19 protein-coding genes are annotated in these 20859 nt (G+C 73.5%); 9 read left to right on the top strand and 10 right to left on the bottom strand.

Annotated features, from left to right (window positions below):
• The first annotated feature begins 29 nt into the window (after nucleotides 1-29).
• The 4 genes from AB0C59_RS03220 to AB0C59_RS03235 all read left to right on the top strand — a co-directional run bounded on the left by AB0C59_RS03220 (nucleotide 30) and on the right by AB0C59_RS03235 (nucleotide 3662).
• Complete coding sequence (locus AB0C59_RS03220) at nucleotides 30-800, top strand: aspartate/glutamate racemase family protein (RefSeq protein ID WP_363000621.1); 771 nt, start codon at nucleotides 30-32, stop codon at nucleotides 798-800.
• Nucleotides 801-896: 96 nt separating this feature from the next.
• Complete coding sequence (locus tag AB0C59_RS03225; protein WP_363000442.1) at nucleotides 897-1430, top strand: hypothetical protein; 534 nt, start codon at nucleotides 897-899, stop codon at nucleotides 1428-1430.
• Nucleotides 1431-1511: 81 nt separating this feature from the next.
• A complete protein-coding gene (gene lnt, locus AB0C59_RS03230; protein ID WP_363000444.1) occupies nucleotides 1512-3173 on the top strand; it encodes an apolipoprotein N-acyltransferase in 1662 nt (553 codons plus the stop codon).
• Between the two features lie 9 nt (nucleotides 3174-3182).
• A complete protein-coding gene (locus tag AB0C59_RS03235; protein ID WP_363000446.1) occupies nucleotides 3183-3662 on the top strand; it encodes an NUDIX domain-containing protein in 480 nt (159 codons plus the stop codon).
• A gap of 91 nt (nucleotides 3663-3753) precedes the next feature.
• Here the strand turns inward: AB0C59_RS03235 and AB0C59_RS03240 are convergent, their stop codons facing one another.
• Entirely contained in the window at nucleotides 3754-5469 is a 1716-nt protein-coding gene (locus tag AB0C59_RS03240; RefSeq protein ID WP_363000448.1) for an MFS transporter, read from the bottom strand.
• A 309-nt stretch (nucleotides 5470-5778) separates the two neighbouring features.
• On the opposite strand from AB0C59_RS03240, the gene AB0C59_RS03245 reads away from it, so the two are divergent.
• A complete protein-coding gene (locus AB0C59_RS03245) occupies nucleotides 5779-6609 on the top strand; it encodes a TetR/AcrR family transcriptional regulator (RefSeq protein WP_363000450.1) in 831 nt (276 codons plus the stop codon).
• Between the two features lie 13 nt (nucleotides 6610-6622).
• Here the strand turns inward: AB0C59_RS03245 and AB0C59_RS03250 are convergent, their stop codons facing one another.
• The 3 genes from AB0C59_RS03250 to AB0C59_RS03260 all read right to left on the bottom strand — a co-directional run bounded on the left by AB0C59_RS03250 (nucleotide 6623) and on the right by AB0C59_RS03260 (nucleotide 9251).
• Nucleotides 6623-7471, bottom strand: a complete 849-nt coding sequence (locus AB0C59_RS03250) for a methyltransferase domain-containing protein (RefSeq protein WP_363000452.1) — start codon at nucleotides 7469-7471, stop codon at nucleotides 6623-6625.
• A 312-nt stretch (nucleotides 7472-7783) separates the two neighbouring features.
• The gene (locus AB0C59_RS03255) at nucleotides 7784-8059 is read right to left on the bottom strand and encodes a hypothetical protein (RefSeq protein ID WP_363000623.1); all 276 of its coding nucleotides are present in this window, start codon (nucleotides 8057-8059) and stop codon (nucleotides 7784-7786) included.
• A gap of 379 nt (nucleotides 8060-8438) precedes the next feature.
• A complete protein-coding gene (locus tag AB0C59_RS03260) occupies nucleotides 8439-9251 on the bottom strand; it encodes a CAP domain-containing protein (RefSeq protein ID WP_363000454.1) in 813 nt (270 codons plus the stop codon).
• 572 nt (nucleotides 9252-9823) lie between these two features.
• On the opposite strand from AB0C59_RS03260, the gene AB0C59_RS03265 reads away from it, so the two are divergent.
• A complete protein-coding gene (locus AB0C59_RS03265; RefSeq protein WP_363000456.1) occupies nucleotides 9824-11278 on the top strand; it encodes a glyceraldehyde-3-phosphate dehydrogenase in 1455 nt (484 codons plus the stop codon).
• A gap of 78 nt (nucleotides 11279-11356) precedes the next feature.
• Here the strand turns inward: AB0C59_RS03265 and AB0C59_RS03270 are convergent, their stop codons facing one another.
• Complete coding sequence (locus AB0C59_RS03270) at nucleotides 11357-12712, bottom strand: hypothetical protein (protein ID WP_363000458.1); 1356 nt, start codon at nucleotides 12710-12712, stop codon at nucleotides 11357-11359.
• Between the two features lie 113 nt (nucleotides 12713-12825).
• Here AB0C59_RS03270 and AB0C59_RS03275 point away from each other — a divergent pair, with 113 nt between their 5' ends.
• Nucleotides 12826-14052: a molybdopterin-dependent oxidoreductase gene (locus tag AB0C59_RS03275; protein ID WP_363000460.1), complete on the top strand. Its 1227-nt coding sequence runs from the start codon at nucleotides 12826-12828 to the stop codon at nucleotides 14050-14052.
• 310 nt (nucleotides 14053-14362) lie between these two features.
• On the opposite strand, the gene AB0C59_RS03280 is transcribed toward AB0C59_RS03275, so the two are convergent.
• The 3 genes from AB0C59_RS03280 to AB0C59_RS03290 are packed head-to-tail and all read right to left on the bottom strand — an operon-like array spanning nucleotide 14363 to nucleotide 16496.
• On the bottom strand, nucleotides 14363-15169 hold the full coding sequence (locus tag AB0C59_RS03280; RefSeq protein ID WP_363000462.1) for a methyltransferase domain-containing protein: 807 nt from the start codon (nucleotides 15167-15169) through the stop codon (nucleotides 14363-14365).
• Nucleotides 15166-15783, bottom strand: a complete 618-nt coding sequence (locus AB0C59_RS03285; protein WP_363000464.1) for a DUF2064 domain-containing protein — start codon at nucleotides 15781-15783, stop codon at nucleotides 15166-15168. The genes AB0C59_RS03280 and AB0C59_RS03285 overlap by 4 nt, the downstream gene beginning before the upstream one ends.
• Nucleotides 15780-16496, bottom strand: coding sequence for a glycosyltransferase family 2 protein (locus tag AB0C59_RS03290; RefSeq protein WP_363000466.1), 717 nt, complete (start codon nucleotides 16494-16496; stop codon nucleotides 15780-15782). Before AB0C59_RS03290 ends, AB0C59_RS03285 begins: the two co-directional genes overlap by 4 nt.
• Nucleotides 16497-16611: 115 nt before the next feature.
• Here AB0C59_RS03290 and AB0C59_RS03295 point away from each other — a divergent pair, with 115 nt between their 5' ends.
• Together AB0C59_RS03295 and AB0C59_RS03300 are read left to right on the top strand one after the other, a co-directional pair.
• On the top strand, nucleotides 16612-17385 hold the full coding sequence (locus AB0C59_RS03295; protein ID WP_363000468.1) for a response regulator transcription factor: 774 nt from the start codon (nucleotides 16612-16614) through the stop codon (nucleotides 17383-17385).
• Nucleotides 17382-18494: a HAMP domain-containing sensor histidine kinase gene (locus AB0C59_RS03300; RefSeq protein WP_363000470.1), complete on the top strand. Its 1113-nt coding sequence runs from the start codon at nucleotides 17382-17384 to the stop codon at nucleotides 18492-18494. Before AB0C59_RS03295 ends, AB0C59_RS03300 begins: the two co-directional genes overlap by 4 nt.
• A gap of 284 nt (nucleotides 18495-18778) precedes the next feature.
• Here AB0C59_RS03300 and AB0C59_RS03305 read toward each other — a convergent pair whose 3' ends face one another.
• Nucleotides 18779-19621, bottom strand: coding sequence for a rhomboid-like protein (locus AB0C59_RS03305; protein ID WP_363000472.1), 843 nt, complete (start codon nucleotides 19619-19621; stop codon nucleotides 18779-18781).
• A gap of 36 nt (nucleotides 19622-19657) precedes the next feature.
• Entirely contained in the window at nucleotides 19658-20677 is a 1020-nt protein-coding gene (locus tag AB0C59_RS03310) for an NAD-dependent epimerase/dehydratase family protein (protein WP_363000474.1), read from the bottom strand.
• Between the last annotated feature and the right edge of the window lie 182 nt (nucleotides 20678-20859).

Here is a 20859-nt window from a genome sequence, read left to right on the forward strand (position 1 = left end):
TCTATCGTGGCCTGGTGAAGATCGCGCTCATGGACTCCGGACTCGGCCTCCTTCCCGCCGCTGCCGCGATACGCCGACTGCGGCCCGACGCGGATCTCGTCCTGTCCTGGGACCCCGACGGAATGCCGTGGGGGCCGCGCACCCCCGAGGACATCACGGCGCGCGCCATCGCGGTCGCCGAGGCCGCCGCCGCGCACGACCCCGATGTGCTGATCGTCGCCTGCAACACCGCGTCCGTGCACTCCCTGCCCGCGATGCGCGCCCACCTCGAACCCGGACTCCCGGTCATCGGGACGGTCCCGGCGATCAAGCCGGCCGCGGCCGGCGGCGGACCCGTCGCGATCTGGGCCACGCCCGCGACCACCGGAAGCCCCTACCAGCGCGGCCTCATCCGGGACTTCGCCGACGGGGTGTCCGTCGCCGAGGTGCCCTGCCCGGGTCTCGCCGACGCCGTGCACCACGCGGACGAGGCCGGCATCGAAGCGGCCGTCGCCGCCGCCGCCGCGCTCACCCCCGACGACGTCACCACCGTCGTGCTCGGCTGCACCAACTACGAGCTGGTCGCCGACCGCATCCGCGAAGCCCTCCAGAAGCCCGGCTTCCCCCCGCTCATCCTCCACGGCACGGCCGGTGCGGTGGCCGCCCAGGCACTGCGTCGCATCGGGGAGAGCGCGAACCCCGGCGCCCCCGCGTCGACCGCCCTGACGGTCCTGCTGAGCGGCCGTGAGGGCGTCCTCCCCGACGAGGCCCTCACCTACGCCGAGGGCCGCCTGCTGCACGAGGTCAGCCCGGCGCGCTGAGCGCTCCCGCCACCGGCGCGGTTCCGAACCGCCGCCTAGAGCGGTGACGGTGAGCGACCACGTGCCCGCGCTCCGGAATCTCGGTACTCTCATGGCATGAGGGAGCACCCCCAGGGCGAACCCGACATCTGGACGGGACGCGCGACCAACCGGGCGCAGTGGCTGCTGGCACCGGTCGGTGCCGCCTGCCTGGCGCTCGGCATCGAACTGGCCGTCGAATCCGCGTGGACGTCCGGCATCGTGCCCCTGGTGATGTCCGTCGTCGGCTGCATCGCGGCCGGGGTCCTGGTCCTCTTCGGCACCCTCGCCTTCGTGCACGTCGCCGTGAAGGTCGACAAGGACGCCCTCGAGGTGCGCTGCGGTCACATGGGGCTGCCGCGCCGCCGCATCCCGCTGGCCCTGGTCGCGGGCGCCGAGTTCGTCCCCCGGGTGACGCCGCGGCAGTGGGGCGGCTGGGGATACCGCTGGCGCCCGGAGAAGGGCACCGCCGTCGTCGTACGCCGGGGCGAGGGAGTGGTCCTGCGTCTGTGGGACGGCCACACGTTCACGATCACGGTGGACAACGCCGAGACGGCGGTACGCGTGATCAGGGCCCGGTTGCACCCGGGACTCCCGGGCGCCACACACTGACGGAGCCGTACACGTACCGACGGCGCCCGCCATGACGATCGAACTGTCGGCTGATCGGTCACGCGCCGTACACTCACCCGGGTGACCGTCACCGCTTCCCCCGTGAGCGACCAGGAGCAATCCGGGCCCCGCACCGCTTCCACCCCCGGCCGGCCCGGGAAGGTCCGGCGCCTGGTTCCCGCCGCTGTCGCGGCGCTCTCCGGGGTGCTGCTCTACGCCAGTTTCCCGCCCCGGCCGCTGTGGTGGCTCGCCCCGCTCGCCTTCGCCGTTCTCGGCTGGGTGCTGCGCGGTCGTAGCTGGAAGGCGGGACTCGGACTCGGCTATCTGTTCGGACTCGGGTTCCTGCTGCCGCTGCTCGTCTGGACGGGCGTGGAGGTCGGCCCCGGGCCCTGGGTCGCGCTCGTGGCGGTGGAAGCGGTCTTCGTGGCTCTGGTCGGCGCGGGCATCGCCCTGGTCTCCCGGCTGCCCGCCTGGCCGCTGTGGGCGGCGGCGGTGTGGATCGCGGGGGAGGCCGCGCGGGCGCGGGCGCCGTTCGGCGGATTCCCCTGGGGGAAGATCGCCTTCGGTCAGGCGGACGGGATCTTCCTGCCGCTCGCCGCGGTCGGCGGCACCCCGGTGCTCGGCTTCGCCGTGGTGCTGTGCGGGTTCGGGCTGTACGACGTGGCGCGCCTCGCGGGGGAGGGACGGCGTACCGGCACACTGCGGCGCGGGGCCGCGCTCGCCGCGCTGATCGGCGTCGCCGCGCCCGTGGCGGGCGCCCTGGCCGCGCGCTCCCTGGTCAGCGACAGGGCCGAGGACGGCACCGCGACGGTCGCCGTCGTCCAGGGGAACGTGCCGCGCGCCGGACTCGAGTTCAACGCGCAGCGGCGGGCCGTCCTGGACTACCACGCACGGGAGACCGAGCGCCTGGCCGAGCGGGTCAGGGAGGGCAAGGTGGCACGGCCCGATCTCGTGCTGTGGCCCGAGAACTCCTCCGACGTCGACCCCTTCGCGGACGCGGACGCGGCGGCCGTCATCGAGGACGCCGCCCAGGCGATCGGTGCGCCGATCTCCGTCGGCGGTGTGGTCGAGCGCGGCGGCAGGCTCTACAACGAGCAGATCCTCTGGGACCCGGCCAAGGGGCCCGTGGACACCTACGACAAGCGGCAGGTGCAGCCGTTCGGCGAGTACCTGCCCCTGCGCTCGCTCGTCGGCGCCATCAACAAGAACTGGACGTCGATGGTGCGCCAGGACTTCAGCCGGGGCCACGAGCCGGGTGTCTTCACCATGGCGAACGCCAAGGTCGGGCTCGTCACCTGCTACGAGGCCGCCTTCGACTGGACCGTGCGCAGCACCGTCACCGACGGGGCCCAGATGATCTCGGTGCCCAGCAACAACGCCACCTTCGACCGCAGCGAGATGACCTACCAGCAGCTCGCCATGTCCCGGGTGCGCGCGGTGGAGCACAGCCGCACCGTCACCGTGCCCGTGACCAGCGGGGTCAGCGCCGTGATCATGCCGGACGGCAGGATCACCCAGCGCACCGGCATGTTCGTGGCCGACTCGCTCGTCCAGAAGGTCCCGCTGCGCTCCTCGCGGACACCCGCCACACGGCTCGGCACGCTGCCCGAACTGGTCCTGGTGCTGCTGGCCGCGGGAGGCCTCGGTCAGGTGGCGGTGTCGGCGGCCCGCTCCCGCCGCGCCAGGGCCTCCGAAGGCGACGCCCAGGGGCGTGGGCAGGAGGCCACGGAACAGGCCGGTTAGGGTCGGACCATGGCTACACCCGACTTCATCAAGACCATCCGGGCGTCGGCCGGCCGGCAACTGCTGTGGCTTCCGGGCGTCACCGCCATCGTCCTGGACGACGACGGCAGGGTGCTGCTGGGGCGGCGCACCGACACCCGCAGGTGGTCCGTGATCGGCGGCATCCCCGACCCGGGGGAGCAGCCCGCGGCCTGCGCCGTGCGCGAGGTCCACGAGGAGACGGCGGTGCGCTGTGTCCCCGAGCGGGTGGTCCTCGTCCAGGCCCTGGAACCGGTGACGTACGGCAACGGCGACGTGTGCCAGTACATGGACATCACCTTCCGCTGCCGGGCCGTGGGCGGCGAGGCGCGCGTCAACGACGACGAGTCGGTCGAGGTCGGCTGGTTCACCCTGGACGCGCTGCCGGACCTCAACGAGTTCGGGCTGCTCAGGATCAAGCAGGCCCTGTCGGACTCACCCACCTGGTTCAGCCCCGCGCCGGAGCTCTGAGAGGCCCGACGTGCGGAAAGCGCGACGGCCGGGCGGCCCCCTGTGTCGGGGCTGCCCGGCCGTCCCGTCCCGCCGGTCGCCGATGTCCGCGTCAGTGGCCGGCGGAGTCCTCGGGGCGCGCGTGGCGCGGCAGGAGGAACGAGAGCAGGAAGGTCAGGGCGAGCATGCCGTCGACGATCCACAGCAGCGTCTTCATGACGGATCCGAAGCCGCTCTGGAACGCCGATGACGCGGTGGCCGTCAGCGCGGCGGGCACGCGGGCCGCGGCCTGAGGCGAGGTCACCGCCGACCGGGTGTCCTTCTCCAGGCGCGCGCAGGACGCCGGGGTGGCCTCGGGGTCCTTGGCGACGGCGCGGTCCGAGGCGCACGTGCGCAGGTCCGCCACGACGCGGTCCTGCGCGGCGGGCGCGACCTGCGCGGCGGTCAGCTCCCTGCGCAGGCCGTCCGAGCGGTGGTCGACGCCGCTCGCGATGCCGCCGCCCAGCAGACCGAAGAACACGGTGCCGAGGATGGCCACGCCGAAGGCGCCGCCGAGCTGCTGCATCGCGGTCATCGTGCCGGACGCCGAGCCCGTCTCGTGCTGCTCGACGCTGGCGAGCACGATGTCGAAGAACGGGGCCATGAGCAGGCCCATGCCCACACCGGTGACGAGCAGCGAGGGCACGAGCTGCCAGGGGCCGACGCCGCTTCCCACCAGGTCGAGGGTCAGCCACACGGCGAACACGCCGAGCGCCATCACGGCCGTGCCCGCCTGCAGTACGGCGCGGCCGAACCGGGCGACGCCCTGGGCGATCCCGAAGCCGACGATCATGCCGCCGGACCAGGGCACCATCACCAGGCCCGCCTTGAGCGGCGAGTAGTGCAGGCCGATCTGGGTGTAGAGGTTGAAGACCAGCATGAAGCCCTGCATGGTCGAGAAGAAGACCAGTCCGAGGGCCATGCCGCCGCTGAACCCGCGCTTGCGGAAGAGGCTCGGGACGACCAGCGGGTCCAGGCCGGCCTTGCTGCGGCGCGACTCGTAGACGCCGAACACGGCGAAGACGGCCAGGGAGAGGGCCATCATCACGAACGCCCACACCGGCCAGTCGTACTCACGGCCCTGGACCAGCGGGAAGATGAGCATCAGAGCGGCCACCGAGACCAGCAGCATGCCGGGGATGTCCAGGCGGGGCTTCTGCTCGGACCGGCCCTTGGGCAGATAGCGGAGCGCACCGAGGATCGCCGCGGCCCCCAGCGGCAGGTTGATCAGGAAGATCATCCGCCAGCCGGTGCCGAAGTAGTCGGCGTCCACCAGCCAGCCCGCCAGGATCGGCCCGCAGACCGCGGACAGGCCCATGACGGGGCCGAACATGCCGAACGCCTTCTGCGACTCCTTCGGCGGGAACATCTCCTTGATCATGCCGAGGCCCTGGGGCAGCATCACCGCGCCGAACAGCCCCTGCACGACGCGCGCCGCGATCAGTATCTCGGGCGAGACGGAGACCGCGCACAGCAGCGAACCGATGGTGAAGCCGGCGGCACCCACCAGGAACATCCGGCGGCGCCCGTGGATGTCCCCGAGGCGGCCTCCGGTGACGAGTCCGACGGCCATGGAGAGGGTGTACGCGGCGGCGAGCCACTGCAGGGTGGAGGCGCCGCCACCGAGGTCGGCCCGCATGGAGGGGCCGGCGATGTTGGTGACGACGGCGTCCAGGAGGTCCATCACCTCGGCCGCGAGGATGACGAAGAGGGCGGCCCAGCGCCACCGGTAGGGCGCCGGGGAGTCGGTGGGCGTCGTCTCTGCGGACGCGACACCGGTGGTGGACATCGGAACTCCTCGCGGAAGGGCCACGCCGCGGTGAGGCCTGCGGACGCGGTGGGGTGGATGGATGTGACTGCTCGGTTCGCCGGTGAGGCCCGCGGAAGGAGCCGACGGCGAGGAGAACGGTGTTCACTCTAACAGAACACTGCTCACCAAGAGAACAGCGTTCATTGCGATATAGCGTATCGCGTGACCGGGTGAGATGTATCGCGTTCCTCTCTTCGGCGGGGAGGGTGGACGAGGGTGGTGAACAGGGCCGGTGAACGGTGATCGCCGGCGGGAGAACACTGTTCTCCCGCGGCCTAGACTGTCCTCATGAGCGACCCGGCCGACGGCACCCCCACACCCCCACCGCCCTCCCCCTGGCAGCGTGAGCGCGCGGCTCGCTCCCACATCGTCCCCGCGCGTACCCCACTGTCGCGCGAACGGGTCGTCGAGGCCGCCTTCGTCGTGCTGGACCGCCAGGGGCTCGACGGGCTGTCGATGCGGCAGGTCGCCTCCGAGCTGGGGGTCACGGTCTCCGCCCTCTACGCCCACGTGAGCTCCAAGGACGCCCTCCTGGAGCAGATGTACAACAGGATCTTCGAGGGCTTCGAGATGCCGGTGGCCGACCCTGAGCGGTGGCAGGAGCAGCTGAGGAGCTTCGCGCGCTCCGCGCGGCAACGCCTGCTGTCCCACCGGGACATGGCCAGGATCTCCATGTCCCACGTCCCCTTCACCGCCGAACTGCTGCCGCACGTCGAGGCGTTGCTCGCCGTGTTCCGCACCGCGGGGCTGCCCGACCGTATCGCGGCGGAGGCCGGTGACCTCCTGTCCACGTACATCGACGGGTTCGTCATCGAGGAGCACCTGTGGCAGGACCGGGCCGTCGACCGGGAGCGGACCGTGCGCGCCGCGGGGGAGGAGGCCTCCATGGCCCGCCCCGACTGGCGGGAGATGGCCGACGAGATGCAGGACTACTTCTCGTCCCTGCCGCAGGAGGACTTCCCGCATCTGCGGGCCCTGTCGGGGCTGATGGTGACGGACTCCTCCGACGAGAGGTTCGACATCGGCCTGGAGATCATCCTGCGCGGCCTCGCCAGCTATCTGCCCGACCGGGCGGACGGCGAGGGTCCGGACGCCCACCGGGCTCCGGACCCCGCCTGACCCGGCGCCTCGGTCACCGCCGCCGGTAGGCGGTGGCCAGCACGGAGACCGTCACCTGACCGGGCAGGAAGTCGGGCAGGGGCCGGGCGCCGATGTGGCGTGCGCTCGGCGTCATGCCCAGCAGGTCCAGGACCTCCGGTCCGGTCAACCGGGCGCGATACTCGACCCGTTCGGTGACGGCGGCCTCGAAGAGCGGGTCCAGCGCCTGGTGCAGACGCTGTTCCTTGACCGGATCGACCCCGACCATCTCCGGTACCCGACGGCGCAGTTCGGCGAGGTGGCGCCCCGTGGGGCGCGCCACGACCAGCCGGCCGTCCGGGTGGAGCACCCGGTGGAACTCCGCCGGATTGCGCGGGGCGAACACGTTCAGCACGACATCGGCCACCCGGTCCGCCAGCGGAAAGGGGCGGAACACGTCCCAACTGGCCGCGGCCGCCCGCTCATGGGCGCGTGCCGCGCGGCGCAGCGCGCGCACCGACGTGTCCATCCCCAGACCACGGGCTCCGGGCAACCGGTCGAGCACCCCCGCGAGGTGATAGCCCGTGCCGCACCCGACGTCCAGGACCGCGGCCCTCTCGGGTGCCTCGTCGGCCGCAAGGCGGGCCACAGCCCGGCGCAGGGGAAGGTAGGCGCCGGTGGACAGGAAGCGCTCCCGCGCCTCGACCATGGCCGCGTCGTCGCCGCTGGTGGCGCTGGCGCCCGTCAGCAGACCCGCGTGGCCCTGACGGCCGACGTCGAAGGTGTGCCCCGCCGGGCAGCGCAGCGCCCCGCGGCCGGGGCGCAGACGCCGCTGCGTGCGGCACGTCGGGCAGCGCAGCAGATCGAGGGACGACTCAAGGGCAGGGGAAAGCGGTACGGGCACGAGACACTCCTGGCGGACGACGGAAGGGAGGGGAAGCCGTACCCGTGTGCGCGCCCGCGGTCCGTGCTGCCACCGGTCCGGCGAGGGAGCGGTGAGCGAGGAGGGAACGGGCCGTGCGCTCCGCGTGGTTCACGCGGCGGGTACGCCGAGGAGGGCCACGCCGTCCGGCGTCGCCCTCCGTGTCCTCCGCGTCAGAGGAAGCAGCAGTGCGGGGTGCTCATGAATGCCACACCCGGAGTCTACGGCCGCCGGTGGCGGGGCCCCCGGCGGCCGGAGGCCGCGCTCCGCCCCTGCCGTCGGACGTCCGTGCGGTCACCCCGCGTCCGGGGCGTCGACGATCCTGCCGTTGCTGTCGACGGTGTGGGTCCGCCAGTACACGTCCCACTTGTCGTCGACGTGCTGGGGCACCTTGCCCTCGGGGTAGCGCGTGTATCCGGCCGGGGGGTGTTCGCCGTTCCTGACGCACGCCGAGCCGGTGCCGTTCACCGTCAGGACGGGGTACTCGCCGCCGCCGCAGATGGCGTCCTTGAAGTCGGACGAGGAGCATCCGGTGAGCGCCGTGACCGTGACGGCGACAGCGGCGGCCAGGCCGGCCGCGGTCCGCAGCCTGCGGGGCCGCCGGGCGCTCGCGGTGGGCCGGGTGCTCGTACGGGGCGTGAACACGATCGTCTCCTCTGGTGTGGGACCTGGCTGTCCGGCCGACGTCGCCGTCCTGGTCGGCCTGTCCCACACTCTCGTCGACGACGGTCGTCGCGGCCTGAGTGCGCGTGCTCAAGACGTCCCGCACGCGGGCTCAGAGTGCTCACACGCACCGGCGGGCATGCCGCACCCGCGACCGGGGGCAGTCGCCCGGGCGGACCCGACCCGACACGGCCTCGGGCCCCGACCGAACCGTGCGGTTCGATCGGGGCCCGAGGCCGAGAGGGACGCGTCCCGCGGTCGCCGCCTTCGTCGGCGGGGTCCGCGTTCAGCGGGCCGTGCCGAAGTCCTGCGTCCAGTAGCTGCCCGGCTGCGCGAGGCCGACGCCGAGTTCCTTGAAGTCGCAGTTGAGGATGTTCTCCTTGTGGCCGGGGCTCGACATCCAGCCCTCCATGACCTGCTCGGGGGTGGAGTAGCCGTAGGCGACGTTCTCGCCGTACGAGCTCCACGCGTATCCGCCGGCCGTGATCCGCTCGCCCGGGTCGGAGCCGTCCGATCCCGTGTGGGACATGTTCTGGTGTTCCGCCATGTCGGCGCTGTGCGCCTGCGCCACCTTGTCGAGCGTGGAGTTGAGCGTCAGGGCCGAGCAACCGACCTTGGCGCGCTCGGCGTTGACGAGTTCGAGGATGCGGGCCGCGGTCGAGGAGGCCGTCGCGGTGGGCGTCGGAGTGCTCGACGCGGGGGCGCCCGCCAGGGCGGAGGGCGTCGCGGCCTGCGGGGCGTCGGTGGTGGCGGTGGCGCTGGGCCGGGGGGTGGCGCCGGCGGTGTGGGTCGAGGGCGCGGCGGTCGTGTGCCGGGGCCTCGGCACGTGGGTCCGCTCGGGGCCGGCGGTGGCGCTCGGGGTGGCCGACGCGCTCCAGGAGGGCCGGCTGCCGCCGTCGGCGCTCCACCGGCGGTACCAGTCCGGGTCGCTGCCCCAGGACCTGGCCGCCGTCCTGTTCGCGGTGACATGCGCCTGATGCCCGGCGTCGCCCTGCCAGTCGACACAGGCGAGGGCGGCGGACGGCACGCCCACGACGCCCACGGCGAGTGCGGCGACGACTATTCGCCGGTGGCGTGAGTTCTTGCTGTGCTTCCCCATGACTGACCTCACCCGGAATTCGCCGAGCGCTCCTAGTACGGCTGGCTGTGCGCGGACCCCGCTCCTGCACATGCGGTGATGCCCTGCGGCTCGTCATTCTTGGGCGCCTTTGCAGCGAACGCAAAAGGCGTTGCTACTAGTTTGCTTAGTAGATCGAAGAGGCCCCTCGTCGCGCTGGCGGGCGCTGCCCGGTGATCATTTGCTGCCTTCGCGAAGGGATACCGGTCCGTCATGAGGCGCGGTGCGGGGGCCGTTGGGCGGCCGGGTCGCGCGGGCCGGAGTCGCGGGGCGTCGACCGCGCGCCGCTCGATCCAAGTCCGGACAAATCCAGCATGTCGCGTCAGCGGCGTCTACTATCCGGGCCCCTTCGATCCCGGCCCGGTGTGAGGGATGTCACGAAGCGGCGGCTCCGGTCGTGGGCGATGCGCCGCCCTCAGGGGCTCAAGGGTGCTCCCCGCCCGCGTCGCACCGCCCGCCGGTTCGCGCCGGCTCCTGTCCAGGCGGAGCCGATTGAATGATCAAAATGGCGGGCGGCTACCATATGAGCACCCTCTAGCTCGAAAGATACGCCTGTGACTGTCAACGACGACTCGTTCACCAACTGGAAGAACCGCGAGGAGATCGCGGAGTCGATGATCCCGATCATCGGGAAGCTGCACCGCGAGCGGGACGTCACGGTCCTGCTGCACAGCCGCTCCTTGGTGAACAAGTCGGTGGTCAGCATCCTCAAGACCCACCGATTCGCCCGGCAGATCGCCGGCGAGGAGCTCTCGGTCACCGAGACGCTTCCCTTCCTGAAGGCGCTCACCACGCTCGACCTCGGGCCCTCCCAGATCGACCTCGGCATGCTCGCCGCGACCTACCGGAGCGACGAACGAGGCCTGTCGGTCGAGGAGTTCACCGCCGAGGCCGTCGCGGGCGCCACGGGAGAGGGCAAGATCGAGCGGCGCGAGCCGCGCGACGTGGTCCTCTACGGGTTCGGCCGCATCGGCCGCCTCGTCGCCCGGCTGCTCATCGAGAAGTCCGGTTCGGGCAACGGTCTGCGGCTGCGCGCCATCGTCGTGCGCGCCAGCGGTGGCCAGGCCGCCGACGACCTCGTCAAGCGCGCCTCCCTGCTGCGCCGGGACTCCATCCACGGCCAGTTCCAGGGCACCATCACCGTCGACGAGGCGAACAGCTCGATCGTCGCCAACGGCAACGCGATCAGGGTGATCCACGCCGACGACCCGACGTCGGTGGACTACACGGCGTACGGCATCAAGGACGCCATCCTCATCGACAACACGGGCAGGTGGCGTGACCGCGAGGGCCTGTCCAAGCACCTGCGCCCCGGCATCGACAAGGTCGTCCTGACCGCGCCCGGCAAGGGCGACGTCGCCAACATCGTCCACGGCGTCAACCACGACACCATCAAGCCGGACGAGCGCATCCTGTCCTGTGCCTCCTGCACCACCAACGCGATCGTCCCGCCGCTCAAGGCGATGGCTGACGAGTACGGCGTGCTGCGCGGCCACGTGGAGACCGTCCACTCGTTCACCAACGACCAGAACCTGCTGGACAACTACCACAAGGCCGACCGGCGCGGGCGCTCGGCGCCGCTCAACATGGTCATCACCGAGACCGGTGCCGCGTCCGCCGTCGCCAAGGCGCTGCCCGACCTCAAGGCCAGGATCACCGGCAGCTCGATCCGGGTTCCCGTCCCGGACGTGTCGATCGCGATCCTCAACCTGCAGCTCGCCCGCGAGACCGACCGCCAGGAGGTTCTCGACTACCTCCGCAACGTCTCGCTGACGTCGCCGCTCAAGCGCCAGATCGACTTCACCACCGCACCGGACGCCGTCTCCAGCGACTTCATCGGCTCGCGCCACGCCTCCATCGTGGACGCCGGTGCCACCAAGGTCGAGGGCGACAACGCGATCCTCTACCTGTGGTACGACAACGAGTTCGGCTACTCCTGCCAGGTCATCCGCGTCGTGCAGCACATCTCCGGGGTGGAGTACCCCACCTACCCGGCACCGAACGCGTAACCGGACCGCGTCCGCGGGCCGCGCGCGGCCGGACACCGCAGGGGCCGCCACCCGCAAGCCGGGTGGCGGCCCCTCGGCTCACCAGCCCGTCAGCAGCAGATGGTTGACCAGGAGCGGGAGCAGTGCCTGGGCGGTCAGCCAGGCTCGTGGGCGGTCCAGGAGGGCGCAGGCCGGGAGCAGCCACAGGGCGAAGGGCAGCCAGATGCGTTCCGTCTCCGCCTTGCTCATGCCGGACAGGTCCGCGACGAGCAGCGCCAGCAGGGCGGTCAGGACCAGCAGGGCCAGGCGGGCCTCGGGCGTGCTCGTCGCCGGCGGGCGGCGGAGGCGGGGGAGCGCGGCGGCGGCACGGCGCAGGCCCGCGGCGGTCGCCAGGCCGACCGTGGCCACGGTGCAGGCCAGGTTCGCCCACACCCAGTAGCCGTACGGCCGGATGCCGCCGACCCCCTCGTAGTAGCGCGTGACCAGCAGCCGGTACCCCTCCCACCAGTCGAACCCGGCGGCGGTGAACACCAGCGGGACGACGGCGAGTCCGGCGGCGAGGAACGGAGCGCCGCGCAGCAGGGTTCTCGGCGGGGTCCGGCCCAGCACCAGCACACCGGCGCCCAGCAGCGCGAACAGCGTGAGGCCGTAGGACAGATAGCAGGTCAGGCCGAAGAGCAGACCTGATCCGAAGGCGGCACCGGCCCGGCGGCAGGCGCTCGAACCGCTCCCGACCGCCCACGCCAGCAGGGCCGACGACCAAGCCGCGACGGCCGCGAAGTAGCCGTCGGCGGACGCGCCCACCCACACCGCCGCCGGCGCCAGGGCCAGGAAGGGTGCGGCACGCCGGGCGAGGCTCTCGCCGGTCAGGACCCGCAGCGCGGTCAGCACCGCCACGCACGCCGTGGCTCCCACGGTGATGCACCAGGCCCCGGCCCAGCCGCCGCCCCGCAGCCCGGCGTGGTCGAGCAGCACGAAGGTCACCGTCGCGGCCGGTGGATGGCCGGCGATGTGGGCGGGCCACGGGGCGGGGGAGGCACTGAGGATGTGGTGGGTGAAGTCCCGCAGGGTCGCGGGGATGTCGTGGAAGCGGCCGATCACCCGCAGGTACTCGTTGTGGGTGGTGAGCCGGGTGGCCACGCCCTGGTGCCAGCCGTCGACCAGGGCCAGGGACCACGTCCAGGCCAGGGCCGTGCCCCAGGCCGCGGCGAGCAGCGCCCGCCAGCGCAGCCGGACCGCGAGCGAGGGCCCGTACGCCACCACGAGAGCCGCCACCAGCACGGCGGCCGGGGTTCCCGGTCCGACATGGGGATCGAAGCGGGCGAACAGCGGCGGCCAGCCGACGAACAGCGAGTGGTGGTCGTGCTGGATGCGGCGGCCGATCAGCACCGCGGCCACGACGAGCAGGGCGGCGGCGAGGACGGCGGAAAGGTCACGGCGCAGGGAGCGGGTCACACCCGAACGCTAGGCCCCGAACGGCGCGTCAAAGCCGGTCGCGGGCCGGACGTCAGAGTTTCGTCATCGGTCCGAAGCGCTGGTGGGCGGCATGCGCGGCCTACGGTCGGGACATGCCCGATCAACGGCTTCCCTCATCTCCCGGATTCTGGCGCAGCCCCCTGCGCGGTCCCTGGTTCACCTCGGTCCTGGGCCTGGTCCTGCTCGTCGGCGTCACCGTGCTGTTCGTGACGGGACTGCTGTCCTACGCCGCGTACAACCCGGACCTGTCACCCGTCAACGACATGACCCCCGACAAGGGGCTCCTCGGCTTCTACCTCTTCCCCTGGCCCACCCACCCACGCGGGCTGTACCGGCTCACCCAGGGCGTCCACGTGACCCTCGGCATCACCCTGATCCCGGTCCTGCTGGCCAAACTCTGGTCCGTCGTGCCCAAGTTGTTCGCGCTGCCACCGGCCCGGTCGCTCGCCCACGCACTGGAGCGGATCTCGCTGCTGCTCCTGGTCGGAGGAGGGCTCTTCGAGTTCGTCACCGGCGTGCTCAACGTCCAACTCGACTACGTCTTCCCGGGCTCCTTCTACACCCTGCACTTCTACGGCGCCTGGGTGTTCTTCGCCGCCTTCCTCGCCCACGCCGTACTGAAGACGCCGGCGGCCCTGCGCGCGGTACGCCGCGCGCGCGACGAAGGAGACCTCGTGTCCCCGCGGCCGGCCGCGCCCACCGTCTCCCGGCGCGGGGCGCTGGGCCTGGTCGGGGGAGGGTCGCTGCTGCTGTTCGGCACCACGGTGGGCCGCAGCGTGGACGGTCCGCTGCGCGAGGCGGCCCTGCTCGCGCCGCACGGCGGGGACGAGCCCGCGGGCGGTCCGGGCGGCTTCCAGATCAACAAGACCGCCGCCTACGCGGGCATCGGCGCCGACGAGACGAGCGAGGAGGCGTGGCGGCTGGTCCTGGTCGGCCGCTCCCGCACCGTGCGCCTGAGCCGCGCCGACCTGCTCGCCCGCCCTCTGCACGACGCCGCGCTGCCCATCGCCTGCGTGGAGGGCTGGGCCACGTCGGACCAGTGGTGGCGCGGGGTGCGGCTGCGCGACCTCGCCGCGCTCGCCGGGCACGAGGACCCGTGCGACGTGCTCGTGGAGTCGCTCCAGCGCCACGGCGCCTTCCGCCGGGCCGCCCTGCGGGCCAACCAGGTGGCGGACCCCGACTCCCTGCTCGCCCTGCGGGTCAACGGCGCCGACCTCACCCCCGACCACGGCTATCCGGCGCGGATCATCGTGCCCGCGGCGCCCGGTGTGCTCAACACCAAGTGGGTGGCCCGGCTGACGTTCGGGGAACTGCGATGAGGCGCCGCGACCTGATCGGCAGCCCCGTGCGACTCCTGCTGCTCGCCTGCTCGTTCGTGCTCGCGTCCTACGCGGGGGTGCGGCTGCTGGCGGGCGACCGGGTCCGGATCGCGCTGTGGGTCGTGGGCGCCGCGGTGGTGCACGACCTCGTGCTGCTGCCGCTGTACGCACTCGCGGACCGTGCGGTCGTCCGAGGGCTGGAGCGGATCGGGCACCGGGGCCTGGCCGGGTACGTACGCGTCCCGGCCGCCCTGTCCCTGCTTCTGCTCCTCGTGTGGTTCCCGCTGATCAGCGGCTCCGTCGCCGAACGCTACCGGCGGGCCACCGGGCTGTCCGCGGCCCCCTTCCCGGCCCGCTGGCTGCTGATCACCGCCGCCCTCTTCGGCGGTTCGGCACTGCTGCTGGTGGTCCGGCTGCGCAGGGAGACGAAGCACCGTACGCCCGACGACCACTGATCCACGGCATGCCAGCCCCTGCCGCGCGCGTGGCGCAGCAGGGCCGGCGTGCCGAGCCGCGCCCAGGGAAAGGGGCTGCCCGCGCCGCCCCGCGCGCCGTCGGCGTCGACGACCTGGACGCTGACCCGTTCGTCTATGTCGGCGGGCGCGGTCTCCACGATCAGCGTCCCGCCGGGCAGCACCAGGCCGCGCAGCCGCTCCAGCAGGGCGCGCGGGTCGCCGCCGATGCCGATGTTGCCGTCCATCAGCAGCGCGGTGTCCCAACCGCCCTCGCCGGGAACCGGCTCGAAGACGGAGCGGAGCAGTGCCGTCGCCCCCGCCCGCCGGGACGCGGGGCTCTCCAGGCGGCGCACGGTGCGCGCCACGGCCGCCTCGCTGACGTCGATGCCGAGGACCGGCCGGCCCCGTGCGGCCAGCGCCGCGACCAGCCGGCCGGGACCGCAGCCGACGTCGAGCACGGAACCCGCGCAGCGCCCGAGCACCTCCAGATCGGCGGCGTCGGCCTCGGCGCACCACCGTTCCACCTCCAAGGGCAGCAGCCAGCCGTCGGACCGCCGCAGGAAGAGCGGGCCCCGGCCCAGGCGCAGGGCGTCGGAGTAGGGGTCGCCGGCGGCCCAGGGGGAGGCCGCACCGCCGCGCGCGGCGGTGCCCACCGCGCTCATCGGGCGCCGTCCGTCCCGAACCGGGCCAGCACCGCGGCGAACCGGCTGCCCCGGGCCACCGCCGCGACAGCCTCCGCGTCCGCGGCGGTGTCGACGTCGCGCAGACACGGCAGATCCCGCACCCGCAGACCGGCAGCCACCAGCCGCTGCCGCTGCACGGCGCCCGTCGTCGCGGTCGACATCGGAACGCCGCGCACCAGTGCCGGATCCGGCCGCGCCAGCCCCAGTGCCCAGAAGCCGCCGTCCTGCGCCGGCCCGAAGTACGCGTCGCAGCCGGCGAAGTCCACGTCGAGCAGATCCGGGGTCACCTGCGGGGTGTCCATGCCGACCAGCAGGGCGGGGCCGTCGCAGGCGGCGAACGCCGCGGCCAGCCGTTCGTCCAGCCCGCCCGCGCACTGCGCCGCGACCTCGAACCCGGCCGGCAGCCACGGTCCCGGCTGCCCCTCCAGGACGAGGACACGCCGGGTGGCGGGAGCCAGCGCCACGGCGCCGAGGGTGTCGGCGAGCGCCGCCTCGGCGAGGGCCGCCGCCTGGTCGGGGGTGAACGGCGGTGTCAGGCGGGTCTTCACCCGGCCGGGCCGCGGCTCCTTGGCGATCACGAGCAGCGTCGTCACCGGGCCGTCCCTCCCGCCGTGGCACCCGCGGACGGTTCGGCGAGCACCCGGCTCATGTCCCGCACCGCCTGCCAGGTCCCGCGCCAGGTGCCCGTCACCTTCGAGGCGCCCGTGCGCGGCAGATACGGCACGTCGTGCTCGCGGACCCGCCACCCGGCGTCGGCCGCGCGCACCACCATCTGGAGCGGGTAGCCGCTGCGCCGGTCGGTCAGGCCGAGGGCGAGGAGCCGCTCGCGGCGGGCGGCGCGCAGCGGGCCGAGGTCGTGCAGCGGCAGCCCGGTGCGGCGGCGCAGCATCCGGGCGAGCGCCAGGTTGCCCACGCGGGCGTGCGCCGGCCAGGCGCCCGGGCCCTGAGGACGCCGCCGGCCGAGCACCAGGTCCGCCGCGCCCGAGGCCACCTCGCGGACGAAGGGCACCAGCAGCGAGGGGTCGAGGGAGGCGTCGCAGTCGCAGAAGCACACGACGTCGGCGGTGGCGGCGAGCAGCCCCGCGTGGCAGGCGGCACCGAACCCGCGACGCGGCTCGTGGACGACCCGCGCGCCGAGTTCGCGCGCGAGAGCGGCCGAGCCGTCCGTGGAACCGTTGTCCACGACGAGGGCACGCCAGCCGTGCGGGATGCGGGAGAGGACCCAGGGGAGCGCCTCCGCCTCGTTCAGGCAGGGGAGCACCACGTCGACGTCCGGGGGAGTGGGAGAGGTCGTCACGGCTTTCACCCTACGAACGCGAAGGGGGCATTTCGGACAGCCGGTCCTTACGAAACACGGACGTCGGCGCCCGGCACCCGGGCCGGGGGCGCCGCGCGAGGGGCTCCGGTGCGAGGCTTGAGGCATGCAGCAGCCGTACGAGTCCCCGCAGCCGGTGCCCGACGAGCACCGGCCGCCCGAGACCTCCCGCGTCCTGGTCGTGGACGACGACCCCACCGTGGCCGAGGTGGTCTCCGGGTACCTGGAGCGCGCCGGTCACACGGTGGACCGCGCGCAGGACGGGCCGGCGGCGCTGGCCAGGGCCGCCGCCCACTGGCCCGACCTGGTGGTGCTGGACCTCATGCTGCCCGGGATGGACGGCCTGGAGGTCTGCCGCAGGATGCGCGACCGCGGGCCGGTGCCGGTGATCATGCTCACCGCGCGTGGCGACGAGGACGACCGCATCCTCGGTCTGGAGGTGGGGGCCGACGACTACGTCACCAAGCCCTTCAGCCCCCGCGAACTCGTCCTGCGCGTGGAGTCCGTGCTGCGCCGGGCCCGCCCCGCGGCGGGGGTGCGGCCGGCGCTGGGCGCCGCCGGACTGACCGTGGACCCCGCCGCCCGCCGTGCCACCAAGGACGGCATCGAACTCGCCCTCACCCTGCGCGAGTTCGACCTGCTGGCGTTCTTCCTGCGGCATCCGGGGCAGGCGTTCGGCCGCGAGGACCTGATGCGCGAGGTGTGGGGCTGGGACTTCGGCGACCTGTCGACCGTGACCGTCCACGTCCGGCGGCTGCGCGGCAAGGTCGAGGACGACCCGGCCCGTCCCCGCCTCATCCAGACCGTGTGGGGCGTGGGCTACCGGTTCGACCCCGCCGGACGCGAGGCGCGTGAGGACGACGGAGGGAGCCGAGGATGAACGACGCCCTTCTCATGGCCCTCTACGCCTTCCTCGGGGCCGCCGCCACCGGCCTCGTCGGCGCCGGCGTGCTGCGCCTGATCCGCCGGCGCTCGCTGACCGCCTCTCTCGCCGTGATCGCCGCCGTGGCGGTGTTCGCGATGCTCGCGGGCACGCTGGCCGTGGCGCAGGCGATGTTCCTGTCCGGGCACGATCTGCGGGTGGTGACGACCGTGGTCGCGATGGCGGCCGTCGTCTCCCTGGCCACCGCGATTCTCCTGGGCCGGTGGGTCGTCGCCCGCAGCCGTGAACTCCAGCTCGCGGCGAGGTCGTTCGGCGAGGGCGGGGACTTCACCGCGCCCGACGGGCCCGCCATCGCCGAACTCGCCTCGCTGAGCCAGGAGCTGGCCGCGACCAGCGCCAGGCTCGCCGAGTCCCGCGAGCGTGAGCGCGCCCTGGAGTCCTCCCGGCGTGAACTGGTGGCCTGGATCTCGCACGACCTGCGCACTCCGCTCGCCGGGCTGCGGGCCATGTCGGAGGCGCTCGAGGACGGGGTGGCGGCGGACCCGGACCGCTACCTGCGGCAGATGCGCACCGAGGTCGAGCGCCTCAACGACATGGTCGGTGACCTGTTCGAACTCTCCCGTATCCACGCGGGCACGCTCGCCCTCGCCCCCTGCCGGATCTCGCTGTACGACCTGGTCGGCGACGCCCTCGCCGGAGCCGACCCGCTCGCCCGCGAGCTGGGGGTACGGCTGGTCGGCGACCGGGTGGAGCCGGTGCCGGTCGAGGTGGACGGCAGGGAGATGAGCCGCGTGCTGGGCAATCTGCTGGTCAACGCGATCCGGCGGACACCGGCCGACGGCACGGTGGCGGTCGCCGCCGAACGCTCCGCGGACGGTGTGGTGCTGTCCGTGTCGGACGGCTGCGGGGGCATCCCGGAGGAGGATCTGACGCGGGTCTTCGACACCGGCTGGCGCGGTACCCACGCCCGTACGCCTCCGGCGGGGGCGGGTCTTGGTCTCGCCATCGTCCGCGGCATCGTGGAGGCCCATCAGGGCCATGCCACGGTGCGGAACATTCCGGGCGGTTGCCGCTTCGAGGTGACGCTGCCCGCGGCCAGGGGGTGAACCGGCGGGGGCCCCTCCCCCGGTCGCCCTCCCCGGGCCCCGAAACCCCCGAGCCACAGGCTTCCCGGTCGTCGGCGCCCGGGGCCCCAAGGGGCCCTGTCGGAATGCCCGCCCGGGCGCGGCCTGGCGTCGCGGTTCGCTGCGTCCGTCATTCGCCCGCGGCGTCGTCGTGGCCGGCCGCGCAGTTCCCCGCGCCCCTTTGGGGCGCGCTGTCGGCGCCGTGTCCGACAGCGGCAACACCGCTCGGGCGCCCATGCCGCGAGGACCGCCACGACTCCGGGGCTCTACGCCTCAGCCGTCGGTGGGGTCGGTTCCGGGGCGGTGGTCTTCGGCCCGGACGTGCTCGGGTTCTCGTCCGAGGCGGTGAGCACACCCACCGGACGTCGTGGCGGCCGGGACGTCGCCCGTCGCCCTGCCGCGTCCGGGACCGTCGGTCGGTCCGTCCGGTTCCGTCGCCGCGTGAGCGCCACCGCTGCCACTCCGAAGCCGAGGGCCGCCGCGATCAGATGGCCGATGGTGGTGAAGTCGGGCAGAGGCCCCGGCCATTCGGCGCCTCCCAGGGGCCAGGCGAGCACGAACAGCGCCCAGGGGAGCCGACCGCGCCGGGGCAGAGCGAGCGTGCCGGCCGCCATGACGGTCTGGGCGCCGTAGCTGATCCCGAAGTCGACGTCGTGCCGCACGGCCGCCGGATACCAGCCGTGCCGCAGCGCCACGGCGATGACCAGGGCGGTGAGCAACGTGGCCGCGACATGCCCGCCGAGGAACAGGGCCACCGCGGGCCGCTTCCCCCACCGGCGCTCCGCCAGCGCCAGGAAGCAGCAGACGCCGAGACCCAGAGTGATCAGGGTGCCCGCGAACTCGACCGAGGCGACGTCCGTGAGCGTGCCGTCGAAGAACAGCACACTGCCGAGCAGCGCGGCCACCGGATGGGCGTGCAGGTTGTCGAGGTTGGTGCTGACGCGGCCCAGCAGCTCGGCCGCTCGCCCGGCGGACAGCCCGTAGTTGATCCAGGCGTGGCAGGCCAGGAGCACGCAGACGTAGGCGAGGGTCAGCGGAGCACGGCGCGGATACGCCCGGACGGCGCGCAGGAGCCCGCCCAACAGGCCCCGCGGTGACGGTGGGTTCATGCTGAGAGATTGTGCAGGTGCGTCGATGACGCGTGCTCAGGGGGCCTGCTCCGGCCGCTGCCCGCGCAGTCCCGCACGGGCGAACTCGACCATCCCCTCCTCGAATCCCACCTCGGGCTTCCAACCGAGTTCGGCGCGCAGCCGCGAGGAGTCCGCGGTGATGTGGCGTACGTCGCCGAGCCGGTACTCGCCCGTGACGACCGGCCGCGGACCGCCGTGGGCGTCGGCCAGCACCCGCGCCATCCGGCCCACCGCGCACGGTTCGCCGCTCCCGGTGTTGTACACCGTCAGCACCCCCTCGGGCGGATCCGCCTCCAGCGCCGTCACGTTGGCCGCGGCCACGTCACGGACGTGCACGAAGTCCCGCCGCTGACGGCCGTCCTCGAAGACACGCGGTGCCTCGCCGCGGGCGAGCGCCGAGCGGAAGAAGGAGGCGACACCCGCGTACGGCGTGTCCCGGGGCATCCCCGGGCCGTACACGTTGTGGTAGCGCAGCGACACGGCCGAGCCGCCGGTCGCGCGGGCCCAGGCCGCCGACAGATGCTCCTGGGTCAGCTTGGTGGTCGCGTACACGTTGCGCGGATCGGCGGGCGCGTCCTCGCCGACCAGCCCGGGCGCCAGCTCCCGCCCGCACACGGGGCACGCCGGTTCGAAGCGTCCGGCGTCCAGGTCGGCCACCGCCCTCGGGCCCGGCCGCACCACCCCGTGCCGCGCGCACTCGTAGCGTCCCTCCCCGTAGACGACCATCGACCCGGCCAGCACCAGGCGCCCCACCCCCGCGTCCGCCATCGCCGACAGCAGGACCGCCGTGCCCAGGTCGTTGCGCGAGACGTACTCGGCCGCGTCCGCGACGCCGTCGCCCAGCCCCACCATCGCCGCCTGATGGCAGACCGCGTCGACCCCGGACAGGGCGCGGGCGACCGCGTCGGCGTCCCGCACGTCGGCGGGCGTGCTCTCCCGCACGTCGAACCCCACCGGCTCGTGGCCGCGTGCCCGCAGCGCCTCGACCACATGGGACCCGATGAACCCGGCACTGCCGGTGACCAGTACACGCATACGGCCACGCTAGGCCCCGGGCGGCCCGCCACCGCGTGCCCCGGCCGCCATGTCACCGCTTCGTAAGACCGGGCCGCCCGGCCGCGGCACTCGGCCTAAGAGGTGAACGGCGGGGCCGTCACGGACGGGATCGCGGGGCGCGGGGGCGCGGCGCGCGCAGACTTTCCACGGTCCGCCCGTGA

Source organism: Streptomyces sp. NPDC048664 (genome assembly GCF_040650555.1).
In the GTDB taxonomy this organism is placed as follows: Bacteria; Actinomycetota; Actinomycetes; order Streptomycetales; family Streptomycetaceae; genus Streptomyces.

Excerpts from the sequence above, each read along its gene's own strand:
- AB0C59_RS03240 (WP_363000448.1), bottom strand. The coding sequence starts at position 5,469 with ATGTCCACCACCGGTGTCGCGTCCGCAGAGACGACGCCCACCGACTCC.
- AB0C59_RS03305 (WP_363000472.1), bottom strand. The coding sequence starts at position 19,621 with ATGAACCCACCGTCACCGCGGGGCCTGTTGGGCGGGCTCCTGCGCGCC.
- AB0C59_RS03295 (WP_363000468.1), top strand. The coding sequence starts at position 16,612 with ATGCAGCAGCCGTACGAGTCCCCGCAGCCGGTGCCCGACGAGCACCGG.
- AB0C59_RS03260 (WP_363000454.1), bottom strand. The coding sequence starts at position 9,251 with ATGGGGAAGCACAGCAAGAACTCACGCCACCGGCGAATAGTCGTCGCC.
- AB0C59_RS03300 (WP_363000470.1), top strand. The coding sequence starts at position 17,382 with ATGAACGACGCCCTTCTCATGGCCCTCTACGCCTTCCTCGGGGCCGCC.
- AB0C59_RS03220 (WP_363000621.1), top strand. The coding sequence starts at position 30 with ATGGACTCCGGACTCGGCCTCCTTCCCGCCGCTGCCGCGATACGCCGA.
- AB0C59_RS03245 (WP_363000450.1), top strand. The coding sequence starts at position 5,779 with ATGAGCGACCCGGCCGACGGCACCCCCACACCCCCACCGCCCTCCCCC.
- AB0C59_RS03235 (WP_363000446.1), top strand. The coding sequence starts at position 3,183 with ATGGCTACACCCGACTTCATCAAGACCATCCGGGCGTCGGCCGGCCGG.
- AB0C59_RS03280 (WP_363000462.1), bottom strand. The coding sequence starts at position 15,169 with ATGAGCGCGGTGGGCACCGCCGCGCGCGGCGGTGCGGCCTCCCCCTGG.
- AB0C59_RS03225 (WP_363000442.1), top strand. The coding sequence starts at position 897 with ATGAGGGAGCACCCCCAGGGCGAACCCGACATCTGGACGGGACGCGCG.
- AB0C59_RS03275 (WP_363000460.1), top strand. The coding sequence starts at position 12,826 with ATGCCCGATCAACGGCTTCCCTCATCTCCCGGATTCTGGCGCAGCCCC.
- AB0C59_RS03310 (WP_363000474.1), bottom strand. The coding sequence starts at position 20,677 with ATGCGTGTACTGGTCACCGGCAGTGCCGGGTTCATCGGGTCCCATGTG.